The sequence below is a fragment of the Streptomyces sp. NPDC017943 genome (assembly GCF_044328425.1).
In the GTDB taxonomy this organism is placed as follows: Bacteria; Actinomycetota; Actinomycetes; order Streptomycetales; family Streptomycetaceae; genus Streptomyces; species Streptomyces djakartensis_A.
The window spans coordinates 1-11828 of record NZ_JBIRHH010000016.1 but is presented as its reverse complement, the minus strand read 5'-3'; the positions used below and the strand labels follow the sequence as shown (position 1 = coordinate 11828).

11 protein-coding genes are annotated in these 11828 nt (G+C 72.5%); 9 read left to right on the top strand and 2 right to left on the bottom strand.

The genetic code is table 11. The features are described 5' to 3' along the window. Positions 1-4: 4 nt before the first annotated feature. Positions 5-460 (bottom strand): metallopeptidase family protein, encoded by a 456-nt coding sequence (locus tag ACH4C6_RS33350; RefSeq protein ID WP_398112425.1) that lies wholly within the window; start codon positions 458-460, stop codon positions 5-7. Positions 461-753: 293 nt separating this feature from the next. Here ACH4C6_RS33350 and ACH4C6_RS33345 point away from each other — a divergent pair, with 293 nt between their 5' ends. The 8 genes from ACH4C6_RS33345 to ACH4C6_RS33310 all read left to right on the top strand — a co-directional run bounded on the left by ACH4C6_RS33345 (position 754) and on the right by ACH4C6_RS33310 (position 9321). Next, a complete protein-coding gene (locus tag ACH4C6_RS33345; RefSeq protein ID WP_010034669.1) occupies positions 754-1176 on the top strand; it encodes a DUF3499 domain-containing protein in 423 nt (140 codons plus the stop codon). Between the two features lie 316 nt (positions 1177-1492). After that, the gene (locus tag ACH4C6_RS33340; protein ID WP_398112423.1) at positions 1493-2857 is read left to right on the top strand and encodes a phosphomannomutase/phosphoglucomutase; all 1365 of its coding nucleotides are present in this window, start codon (positions 1493-1495) and stop codon (positions 2855-2857) included. A 68-nt stretch (positions 2858-2925) separates the two neighbouring features. Continuing rightward, positions 2926-3096 (top strand): Trm112 family protein, encoded by a 171-nt coding sequence (locus tag ACH4C6_RS33335; RefSeq protein ID WP_398112422.1) that lies wholly within the window; start codon positions 2926-2928, stop codon positions 3094-3096. 110 nt (positions 3097-3206) lie between these two features. Further along, complete coding sequence (locus tag ACH4C6_RS33330; RefSeq protein WP_398112420.1) at positions 3207-4334, top strand: SIS domain-containing protein; 1128 nt, start codon at positions 3207-3209, stop codon at positions 4332-4334. Positions 4335-4405: 71 nt separating this feature from the next. After that, a complete protein-coding gene (gene manA, locus ACH4C6_RS33325; RefSeq protein WP_398112419.1) occupies positions 4406-5557 on the top strand; it encodes a mannose-6-phosphate isomerase, class I in 1152 nt (383 codons plus the stop codon). Positions 5558-5710: 153 nt separating this feature from the next. Continuing rightward, positions 5711-6691 carry a cation diffusion facilitator family transporter gene (locus ACH4C6_RS33320; protein ID WP_398112417.1) on the top strand — a complete coding sequence of 327 codons (981 nt, stop codon included), beginning with the start codon at positions 5711-5713 and terminating at the stop codon, positions 6689-6691. Positions 6692-7085: 394 nt separating this feature from the next. Then, the gene (gene ahcY, locus ACH4C6_RS33315; protein WP_398112415.1) at positions 7086-8543 is read left to right on the top strand and encodes an adenosylhomocysteinase; all 1458 of its coding nucleotides are present in this window, start codon (positions 7086-7088) and stop codon (positions 8541-8543) included. Positions 8544-8706: 163 nt separating this feature from the next. Beyond that, positions 8707-9321 carry a hypothetical protein gene (locus tag ACH4C6_RS33310; protein WP_398112414.1) on the top strand — a complete coding sequence of 205 codons (615 nt, stop codon included), beginning with the start codon at positions 8707-8709 and terminating at the stop codon, positions 9319-9321. 28 nt (positions 9322-9349) lie between these two features. On the opposite strand, the gene ACH4C6_RS33305 is transcribed toward ACH4C6_RS33310, so the two are convergent. Further along, entirely contained in the window at positions 9350-10366 is a 1017-nt protein-coding gene (locus tag ACH4C6_RS33305) for an RDD family protein (RefSeq protein WP_398112413.1), read from the bottom strand. A gap of 127 nt (positions 10367-10493) precedes the next feature. Here ACH4C6_RS33305 and ACH4C6_RS33300 point away from each other — a divergent pair, with 127 nt between their 5' ends. Further along, positions 10494-11501 carry a stage II sporulation protein M gene (locus tag ACH4C6_RS33300; protein WP_398112411.1) on the top strand — a complete coding sequence of 336 codons (1008 nt, stop codon included), beginning with the start codon at positions 10494-10496 and terminating at the stop codon, positions 11499-11501. The last annotated feature ends 327 nt before the right edge of the window (positions 11502-11828 follow it).

Below are 11828 nucleotides of genomic sequence, written 5' to 3'. Positions count from 1 at the left end.
GGGGTCAGCCCTGGTCCTCGCCGTAGCGCGGGTCCACGGTCTCCGGTGTGAGTCCCAGCAGCTCGGCGACCTGCTCGACGACGACCTCGTGCACCAGCGCCGCCCGCTCGTCCCGCCCCTTGGTGCGGATCTCCACCGGCCGCCGGTAGATCACCACGCGTGCGGGGCGCCCCTCGCGCGCGCCGACCGTCCCGCCGAGCGGAACCGCCTCGTCGTGCCAGGCCTGGCCGGGCCCGTCGAGCCGGGGCACCTCCAGGACCAGGAAATCGATGTCGGCGAGCTGCGGCCACCGCCGCTCCAGGCGCTCCACGGAGTCCTGCACCAGATCCGCGAACGCCTCCGCGCGACTCGCGGCGAGCGGCACCTGCGGGGGTGCGATCGGCCCGCGCATGCCCCGGCCGTGCCGATCACGGCGGCGGGGCCCGGGGGCGGCGGTGCGGGGGGCTACGGGCTTGTCCATCACTGGTGAAGGGTAGTCCCCGCGGGGCCCGCGTGCCCGGCACGGCGGGGCTGCCGGGGCGGGTTCCGGCCGCCTCGCACGGCATGTCGTCACATGACCGTTCAAGCCAAGCTCGGGTTCGCTCCCGCCTCTCGATGAGACCGAGAACTTCGCGGCAATTGACCTCTTTATGCTGACTTTTGACCGCTCGTGGAGCTGTCCCAGGCCGGGTGCGGGAGGGCCCGAGCAGTCGGTAAGGTGCACTCGAAGGGGTGTGTGGGGCGTTTCACGCCACGACACGGTGGAGTGACCTGGTGGAGAGTCGTCGCGGCCCGCTCAAGAGTGCGGTACCGTCCAACGTCGTGAGCCCTGTACGTCGCTGTTCGCGCACCGCCTGCGGCCGTCCCGCCGTCGCGACGCTGACGTACGTCTACGCCGACTCGACCGCGGTCCTCGGCCCGCTCGCCACCTACGCCGAACCCCACTGCTACGACCTGTGCGCCGAGCACTCCGAGCGCCTCACCGCCCCGCGCGGCTGGGAGGTCGTCCGGCTCCTCGACGGCTCGGCGCCGGCCCGCCCCAGCGGTGACGATCTCGAAGCGCTTGCCAACGCCGTGCGCGAGGCGGCCCGCCCCCAGGAGCGGGCGGCCGGAGCCGGCGGCGGGGGGCGCGCGGCCGACCCGATGGAGGTCGCCCGGCGCGGTCACCTGCGGGTCCTGCGTTCGCCCGACAACTGACCGCGCCGCGCCGCGCCGCTCCCGGTTTCTCCGCACACCCACCCGTCGACGCGCCCCCGGCGCGGACGTGACCCGTCCGTTCCGCAGCGGCGAGAAATCGCTTTCGCTCGGCGGACACCGGTGAGGCGTCCGCGTACGTCCAGGAACCGGCGCCCGTCGGCGGCTGGCTCGGCCTGTCCGCCCTGGCCGCGGCTCCCCCCTGCTCGCGACCCCGCCCCTGCCGGTCGTTCCTGCCCGGCGGTGTCCGGCTCAAGGCCCACGCGGCGGTGCGGGTAGGTTGGACCGCCCGAGTGGACTTTCCAGGAAGAGGCGGGGCGTGGCTGCTGATCTGTCGCAGGTCGTCAAGGCGTACGACGTACGCGGGGTCGTCCCCGACCAGTGGGACGAGTCCCTGGCCGAACTCTTCGGAGCGGCCTTCGTCCAGGTCACCGGAGCGAGCGCCATCACGACCGGGCACGACATGCGGCCCTCCTCACCCGGCCTGTCACGGGCCTTCGCCCGCGGGGCCGCGGCGCAGGGCGCCGACGTGACGGAGATCGGCCTGTGCTCGACCGACCAGCTGTACTACGCCTCGGGCGCGCTGGACCTGCCCGGCGCCATGTTCACCGCCTCGCACAACCCCGCGCAGTACAACGGCATCAAGATGTGCCGCGCGGGCGCCGCCCCCGTCGGCCAGGACACCGGCCTGGCCGACATCCGGGAACTGGTCGAGCGCTGGAGCGGGACCGGGGCCCCGCAGGCCGCCGCCCGGACGGGCACCATCAGCGCCCGTGACACGCTGTCCGACTACGCGGCCCATCTGCGCTCCCTCGTCGACCTCGGCGCGATCCGCCCCCTGAAGGTCGTCGTCGACGCCGGCAACGGCATGGGCGGGCACACGGTCCCCGAGGTCCTCGCCGGCCTGCCCCTGACGCTGGTGCCCCTGTACTTCGAGCTCGACGGCACCTTCCCCAACCACGAGGCCAACCCCCTCGACCCGGCCAACCTCGTCGACCTGCAGAAGCGCGTCCGCGAGGAGGGCGCCGACCTGGGCCTGGCCTTCGACGGCGACGCCGACCGCTGCTTCGTCGTCGACGAGCGCGGCGAGCCCGTCTCCCCGTCGGCGATCACCGCCCTCGTCGCCTCCCGCGAACTGGCCCGCAACGGCGGCCAGGGCATCGTCATCCACAACCTGATCACGTCCTGGTCCGTCCCCGAGGTCGTCGCCGAGCACGGCGGCACCCCCGTCCGCACCCGCGTGGGCCACTCCTTCATCAAGGCCGAGATGGCCCGTACCGGTGCCCTCTTCGGCGGCGAGCACTCCGCCCACTACTACTTCCGCGACTTCTGGAACGCCGACACGGGCATGCTGGCGGCCTTGCACGTCCTGGCGGCCCTCGGCGGCCAGGACGCCCCGCTGTCGTCCCTCGTGGCCGAGTACGACCGCTACACCGGCTCGGGCGAGATCAACTCCACCGTCGCCGACCAGCGGGCCAGCCTCGCCGCCGTCCGCTCCGCGTACGCGACCCGCGAGGGCGTCACCCTGGACGAGCTCGACGGTCTGACGGTCTCCGCCGCCGACTGGTGGTTCAACGTCCGCCCCTCCAACACCGAACCGCTCCTCCGGCTGAACGCCGAGGCGAGGGACCCGCAGACGATGGCCCGGGTGCGGGACGAGGTCCTCGGGATCATCAGGGGCTGAGGCCCCGCCCCCCGCGGCGGTAATCTGACCAGGCACGACCCATGCGCCCGCACCGCGAAGGAACCTCCATGCCCCTCGAATCCGGCCTCCTCGACATCCTCGCCTGCCCGGCCTGCCACGCCCCGCTCCGGGAGCAGGACAGCGAGCTGGTCTGCACCGACGACAGCTGCGGCCTGGCCTACCCCGTCCGCGACGGCATCCCCGTCCTCCTCGTCGACGAGGCCCGCCGCCCCGCCTGACGGCCACGGGGCGCACCTTCGCGGTCCGCGGAGCACATGACGTCCCGGCACGGCGGGCATCGACGTAGGACGACATCCCACAGACCCCGGCGATCGGAGGCTGCCGCCCCATGCTCGACGAATCGCTGCTCGACAACCCGGACGCCCTCGCCGAGGCGGACCGCCGCGGACTGCTCCGCGGCGCGGCCGAAGCCGGCGCGCGGGTGCGCACGGCGGCCCGCCACTCCGCCGAGGCCGGCATCAACGACCTCAAGCCCGACGGCCGCCCCCGCGCGGTCCTGATCGCCGGGCCGGGCGCCGCCGCCACCCACGCGGCCGACCTCCTCGGCACCCTCGCCGCCGCCGGCAGCCCCGTCACCCGGCTGGCCCCCACGGGCGTCGCCCCCGCCGCGGGCGCCCTGCGCTGGGAACTGCCCGGCTGGACCGGCTCGGTGGACCTGCTGCTCATCACCACACCGGACGGCTCCGAACCGGGCCTGTCCCTGCTGGCCGAGCAGGCCTACCGCCGCGGCTGCACCGTCGTCGCCGTGGCACCGGCCGGCTCCCCGCTCGCCGACGCCGTCAACGGCTCGCACGGCCTGTTCGTCCCCATGGCGACCGCGCCCTACGACCAGGACGAGCCGCTCGCCGCGTCCGCCCCCGGCGTGCTGTGGGCCCTGCTCACCCCGCTCCTCGCGCTGCTGGACCGCACCGGCCTGCTCGAAGCCCCGCCGGACGCCCTCGCCAAGGTCGCCGACCGCCTCGACCGCGTCGCCGAACGCTGCGGCCCCGCCATCGCCACCTACAGCAACCCCGCCAAGACCCTGGCCACCGAACTCGCCGACGCGCTGCCCCTGGTGTGGACCGAGGGCGTCTCGGCCGGTCCCGCCGGCCGCCGCTTCGCCGCGGCCCTCGCCGAACTGTCCGGCGCCCCCGCCATGGTCGCCGAGCTCCCCGAGGCCCTCGCCGCCCACAGCGCGCTGCTGGCCGGCCCACTCGCCGCCAGCGCCGACCCGGACGACTTCTTCCGCGACCGCGTCGAGGAACCGCCCGCCCTGCACGCGCGCGTGGTGCTCCTGCGCGACCGCCCCATCGGCGGCCTCACCGCGGCCCCCGGCGCCCGGGAACTCGCCCTCAGCCACGACACGCCGATCAGCGAACTCGAACCCGAGCCGGGCGGCGAACTGGAGACCCTCGCGGAACTGATCGCCATGACGGATTTCGCCGCGGTTTACCTGGCGCTCGCCTCGAGGGCCTGATCTTGCCCGGGACGCCCTGACGCCGGGGACGTCCCTCGCGCCCGCACGCCCGTACACGCAGAGAGAACGCCATGGACCGCCTCGACAACACCGTCCGCCCCTACGCCTGGGGCTCCCCGACGGCCATCCCGCAGCTGCTCGGCACCGAACCGACCGGCGAACCGCAGGCGGAGATGTGGATGGGCGCCCACCCGGGCGCCCCCTCGCGCACCGCACGGGGCACCCTCGCCGACGTCATCGACGCCGACCCCGAGAAGGAACTCGGCGCCGCCGCCGTCGCCCGGTTCGGCCCCCGCCTGCCGTTCCTGCTGAAGCTCCTGGCCGCCAGCGCCCCCCTCTCCCTCCAGGTCCACCCCGACCTGACCCAGGCCAGGGAGGGCTACGCCGACGAGGAGCGCCGCGGCATCCCCGCCGACGCCCCGCACCGCAACTACAAGGACGCCAACCACAAGCCCGAACTCATCTGCGCCCTCACCGAGTTCGACGGCCTGTGCGGCTTCCGCGCCCCCCTGGAGGCCGCCGCCCTCCTCGACGGCCTCGGCGTCGACTCCCTCAAGCCCTACGTCGACCTGCTGCACGCCCACCCCGAGGACGCCGCCCTGCGCGAGGTCCTCACGGCGATCCTCACCGCCGACCGCGAGGAGATGACCCGCACCGTCGAGGAGGCCGCAGCCGCCTGCACCCGCCTCGGCGGCGCCTACGCCCCGTACGCCGACATCGCCCACCACTACCCCGGTGACCCCGGCGTCATCGCCGCGATGCTGCTCAACCACGTCCGGCTCCAGCCCGGCGAGGCCCTCTACCTCGGCGCCGGCGTCCCGCACGCCTACCTCGACGGACTCGGCGTCGAGATCATGGCCAACTCGGACAACGTGCTGCGCTGCGGCCTGACCCCCAAGCACGTCGACGTGCCCGAACTCCTGCGCATCGTCCGCTTCCACGCCGCCGACCCGGGGGTGCTGCGCCCCGAGGCCGCCCCGGACGGCGAAGAGGTCTACGAGACGCCCATCGACGAGTTCCGCCTCTCGCGCTACGTCCTCGCCGAAGCGGGCGGCCCCCGCGACCTCACACGGGCGACCCCGCAGATCCTGCTGTGCACCGCCGGCACCGTCCGCGCGGGCGAGCACGAACTGGCCCCGGGCCGCTCCGTCTTCGTCCCGGCCGGCGAAAAGGCCGAAGTGTCCGGATCCGGAACGCTCTTCCGGGCCACCGTCGTCGTCTGACCGTTTCGAAGCCCCCCGTGCCGGTGACCTGAACCACCGCGGCTGCGGCGGGCTGCAACAATGGCCCACCGTCAAGCACGGGCAAAGCCACGGGCGTCGCATCACGGCGGCGCCCCGGCCCTGGAACGGCGTACGAAGGGACAACGCGAACCAATGAGCGCGTCAGGCGGCACCAAGGCGATCGTGGCGGCACTGGCCGCCAACCTCGCGATCGCGGTAGCGAAGTTCGTGGCGTTCCTCTTCAGCGGCTCGTCGTCGATGCTCGCCGAGTCCGTGCACTCGGTCGCCGACTCCGGCAACCAGGCGCTGCTGCTCGTCGGCGGCAAGAAGGCCAAGCGGGAGGCGACCCCGCAACACCCCTTCGGCTACGGCCGCGAGCGCTACATCTACGCCTTCCTCGTCTCCATCGTCCTCTTCTCGCTCGGCGGCATGTTCGCCCTCTACGAGGGCTACGAGAAGATCAAGCACCCGCACGAACTGACGCACTGGTACTGGCCGGTCGGCGTCCTGGTCTTCGCCATCATCGCCGAGGGCTTCTCCTTCCGCACCGCCATCAAGGAGTCCAACAGCCTGCGCGGCGGCCGGTCCTGGAAGGACTTCGTCCGCCACGCCAAGGCTCCCGAGCTCCCGGTCGTCCTGCTGGAGGACCTCGGTGCCCTCGTCGGTCTCGTCCTGGCCCTCGGCGGCGTCGGCCTCGCCCTGCTCACCGGCGACAGCGTCTGGGACGGCATCGGCACCCTCTGCATCGGCATCCTGCTCGTCCTGATCGCCCTCGTGCTCGCCGCCGAGACCAAGTCGCTGCTGCTCGGCGAGTCCGCCGGCGCCGAGGAGACCCGCAAGATCGAGGCCGCCGTCGTCGACGGCGACGTCGTCACCCGCATCATCCACATGCGCACGCTGCACCTCGGCCCCGAGGAGCTCCTCGTCGCCGCGAAGATCGCCGTCCGGCACGACGACACGGCCACCGAGATCGCCCACGCCATCGACGCCGCCGAGGCCCGCATCCGCGAGGCCGTCCCGATCGCCCGCGTCATCTACCTCGAACCGGACATCTACAGCGAGACCGAGGCGGCCAAGGGCCCCGACCCCGAGGCCAGCCCCGGCGGCCCGGCCCCCCACGCCACCGACCACTGACGACACCGCCTCCGACCCGTAGGGCCCGCCGGACACCCGGCGGGCCCCGCGGCGTTCCACGGCCCGCGCCCCGCGCACCCGGCCGGCCCACGGCCTTCCGCCGCCCGATGCGGAAGGCCCCGATCGCCCCGGCTCCCTCACATGATCGGCTCGATGTGTTCGCGGGCGGACTGGGGATCGCACCCGCCCCCGGTGTAGCTTGGGACGGAGCCAGACGTCGCTGCTGATGGCGGTCGGGCGGTCCCACCGCGGACCGGCCGAGGGAGAGAGGGCCTCCGACGGACTGCGCTGCGCGCACGCGGGCATGCCTGTGTCCTCTTTCGGGCACCCCTGTGTCCGCCGCCGCGCAGACCAGCCGTACCCACCCTCGACCCAACCCGAGGAGCAGCTCGCAATGACGACTGTCGAGAACCGACAGGACTTCAAGGTCGCCGACCTCTCCCTGGCCGACTTCGGCCGCAAGGAGATCACCCTCGCCGAGCACGAGATGCCCGGCCTGATGGCGATCCGCAAGGAGTACGCCGAGGCGCAGCCCCTGGCGGGCGCCCGCGTCACCGGCTCCCTGCACATGACCGTGCAGACCGCCGTGCTCATCGAGACCCTGGTCGCCCTCGGCGCCGAGGTCCGCTGGGCCTCCTGCAACATCTTCTCCACCCAGGACCACGCCGCCGCGGCCATCGCCGTCGGCCCGAACGGCACCGTGGACAACCCCCAGGGCGTCCCCGTCTTCGCCTGGAAGGGCGAGACGCTCCAGGAGTACTGGTGGTGCACCGAGCAGGCCCTGACCTGGCCGGACAGCCCCACCGGCGGCCCGAACATGATCCTGGACGACGGCGGTGACGCCACCCTCCTCGTCCACAAGGGCGTCGAGTACGAGAAGGACGGCAAGGTCCCCTCGCCCGACACCGCCGAGTCCGACGAGCACCGCGTCATCCTCGAGCTGCTGACCCGCACCCTGGGCGAGAACCCCCAGAAGTGGACCCAGCTGTCCTCGGAGATCCGCGGCGTGACCGAGGAGACCACGACCGGCGTGCACCGCCTGTACGAGATGCAGCGCGAGGGCACCCTGCTGTTCCCGGCGATCAACGTCAACGACGCGGTCACCAAGTCGAAGTTCGACAACAAGTACGGCTGCCGCCACTCGCTGATCGACGGCATCAACCGCGCCACCGACGTCCTCATCGGCGGCAAGACCGCGGTCGTCTTCGGTTACGGCGACGTGGGCAAGGGCTGCGCGGAGTCGCTGCGCGGGCAGGGCGCCCGGGTGATCGTCACCGAGATCGACCCGATCTGCGCCCTGCAGGCGGCGATGGACGGTTACCAGGTCACGACCCTGGACGAGGTCGTGGAGACGGCCGACATCTTCATCACCACGACCGGCAACAAGGACATCATCATGGCCTCCGACATGGCCAAGATGAAGCACCAGGCCATCGTGGGCAACATCGGCCACTTCGACAACGAGATCGACATGGCCGGCCTGGCGAAGATCCCCGGCATCGTCAAGGACGAGGTCAAGCCGCAGGTCCACACCTGGACCTTCCCCGACGGCAAGGTCATCATCGTCCTGTCCGAGGGCCGGCTGCTCAACCTCGGCAACGCCACCGGCCACCCGTCGTTCGTGATGTCCAACTCCTTCGCGGACCAGACCCTGGCCCAGATCGAGCTGTTCACCAAGCCCGACGAGTACCCCACCGGCGTCTACGTCCTGCCCAAGCACCTGGACGAGAAGGTCGCTCGCCTCCACCTGGCCGCCCTCGGCGTCAAGCTCACCGAACTGCGCCCGGAGCAGGCCGAGTACATCGGCGTGCAGGTCGAGGGCCCGTACAAGCCGGACCACTACCGCTACTGATCGGCTGCCGAACCGCTCCCGGCCGGCTCTCGGCCGGGACCGGAACAGCACCGCCGGCCAGTAGCCGAAGCTCCGAGGCAGGCCCCCCGCACCCCCGTGCCGGGGGGCCTGCCCCGTTCGACCGGCCGATGACCGGCCCAGCCCGTCAGGACCCAGGACCCCCATGCCCCGCGGCCGCTATTCGCTCCACGATCCGCACGATCACACCCCCCTCGCAGAAGAACACTTCCAGTGCGCCCCCGGCCCCTCCGGCTGGCGCTACGTCTCCCAGCTGACCGCCCCCTCGGGCGATCACCACGGCTCCGTCGACCTCACCCTCGACGAGCTCGGCCGCCCCCTCCGCCTAGAACTGCACGCCGCCGCCTGGCAGGTCCGCGGCGCCGCCCTCGACGGCGTCACCTGGGTCCGCACCGACCCCACCGGAACCGAGGCCACCGAAGGCAACGTGCGCGCCCACGCCTTCACCGGCACCTCCCCGGCGTTCCTCGTCGCCACCGCCCGGCTCCTGCGCCTCATCCCCTCCTCCGCAGCCACGCGCGTACGCCTCGTCGCCTTCACGGATCCGGTCCTGGCCCCCCGCACCGTCGACCAGTCCTGGACCTTGCTGAGAAGCGAAGCACACCCCACTGACAACGCCCCCCTCATCGTGGACGAATACCAGGTCACAGCACTGGACACGGGGGAGCAGCACGCCGTGCACATCGCCGGCGACGTGGTCCTCGCCGCCCCCGGCATCGAACTCGAGGACCTGGAATCGCCCCCGTCGGTCTTCCCCTGAACCACCGGCCGGCTCGGGCTCGGCACCCCTACGCCGGCGGCACGAATCCCGTACCGGACCGCTCGGGCCGCGCGTCCTCCGACGCCCCGCCCGACCGCGGAGCGGACGGCTCGACGGGCGGCTGAACCGGCCCGGCGGGCGGTGCGGACGCCACCGGTGCCGTACCCGGCGGGACCGGGGGCGTGAACGCGGAGGACTCGGCACCGGGCGCGACCGGCGGCAGGGACGCGGCGGAAGCAGCGCCGGGTCCGCCCCGAGCCGCGGGCGCACCGGGAGACCCGGCGGGCGCGACCGGCCCGCTGCCGAACGCCCGCCGGGTCTCCCGGACCTGCCGCTCCTGCACGACCGCCGCCAGATAGGCCGCCGCCGGCACCCCGTGCGGCACCGGCGCCCCCGTACGCCCCGCGAGATCCGACGCCAGCCGCTGCGCCATCGACCAGCCCACCTGCGGATCCAGCTGGTGCATGCGCGTCAGGTACTGACGGACCGCGAGCCACAACCCGTCCGGCACCGCCGACAGGTCCAGTTCCGCGAACCGCCCCGCGAGCCAGGGCGGAGGGGGCGGCACGAAGCCGCTCCGGGTCACCGGAAGCCGCTCCCGCACGACCAGGGTCCCCGCGAACACGTCCCCCAGCCGCCGGCCACGGGCCGACACGAACGAGGCGATGCAGGCGACGACCCCGAAGGTCATGAGGATCTCGATCACCCCGATCAGACCCCGCACCAGCGCGTGGCGGAACCGGATCGGACCACCGTCGTCCCGCACCACGCGCAGCCCGCACGCCATCTTCCCGAGCGACCGCCCGTGGCTGAGCGTCTCGACGGCGATCGGGCCGCCCACCAGCACCAGCACGAACGACGCGATCGACAGCGCCGTCTGCGCCGCCTCGTCCAGCGAGGCCGTCGACGCGACGAGCGCGATGGTCACGGCGACGTAGACCGCCACGGCCGCCACAAGATCGAGCAGCACGGCCAGCGCCCTGCTGGGCAACCTCGCGGGCCGCAGCTCCAACGCCACGGCCTCGCCCGTCACCAGCTCACTCACGCCCGCCGTCCCTTCCCCTGCCCTGCCCCCGACAGCCCCCAGTCTGCCAAGCTGAGCATCGCACCGTAGTACGACAAGCTTGATCCACGACGAGCCGCCGACGATCAGCCGAGGAGCAGGCACACCGATGGACCTCGACGTCTTCGTCTCCGCCCACCGTGCGGAGTGGGACCGCCTCGAAGCCCTGCTCCGCCGCCGGCGCCGCCTCAGCGGCTCCGAGGCCGACGAACTCGTCACCCTCTACCAGCGTGCAGCGACCCACCTGTCCCTGATCCAGTCCAGCGCCCCCGATCCGCAGCTGACGGGCCGGCTCAGCCAGCTCGTGGCACGCGCGCGCAGTGCGGTGACGGGAACCCGCCGCGCCTCATGGCGCGACGTCACCCGTTTCCTGGCGCACGGCTTCCCGGCCGCCGTCTACAAGGCTCGGCACTGGTGGGTGCCCACAGCCCTGCTGTCCACGGCCGTCGCGGCGCTCCTCGGCTGGTGGATCGGCACCCACCCGGAGGTCCAGGCCTCCATCGCGGCCCCCAGCGAACTCCGGGACCTCACCCGCCCCGGCGGCCAGTACGAGACGTACTACTCCAGCCACCCGGCCGCCAGCTTCGCCGCCCAGGTGTGGACGAACAACGCCTGGGCTGCCGCGCTCTGCCTCATCCTGGGCGTCTTCCTGGGGCTCCCGGTCCTGTGGATCCTCTTCCAGAACATGCTCAACCTGGGCGTCGGTGTCGGCCTGATGTCCTCGGCCGGCCGCCTGGACACCTTCCTCGGCCTGGTGCTCCCGCACGGTCTGCTGGAACTCACCGCGGTCTTCGTCGCTGCAGGCACCGGCCTGCGCCTCGGCTGGACACTGATCGACCCCGGACCCCGCACGCGTCGCACAGCGCTGGCCGAAGAGGGCCGCGCCGCCATCGGCATGGCCATCGGCCTCGCCCTGGTCCTCTTCATCTCCGGAGCCATCGAAGGCTTCGTCACCCCGTCAGGGCTCCCGACCTGGGCCCGCATCACCATCGGCATCGCCGCGGAAGTGGCCTTCCTGGCCTACGTCTACGTCCTCGGCGGTCGTGCCGCCCGTACCGGTGAGACCGGTGACGTCGAGGCGGCGGAGCGCAGCGCGACCGTCCCCACAGCCGCTTGATCGTCCCGTCCACCGGCGGATGTGCGAGTACGTCCGTTCAACTGCTAGTCTCCTCTTCGCCCCACGGGAGCCGTTGACACGGCGACTGCGGGGAGGTAGATTCGAACAGTTGCCTGGAAGTGGGGCTCAGCCCCGGACCGGCACAGTGAGTGTCTATCTGCTTCTTGAATCTCTGAGTTCGAAGAAGCCTCTCCCGATGAATCAGAAATGAGTGGCCGGTCAGTCCGGCCAAAAACTTCTGATAAAGTCGGAACCGCCGGAAAGGAAACCGCGAGAGCGGAAACCTGGAAAGCACCGAGGAAATCGGATCGGAAAGATCTGATAGAG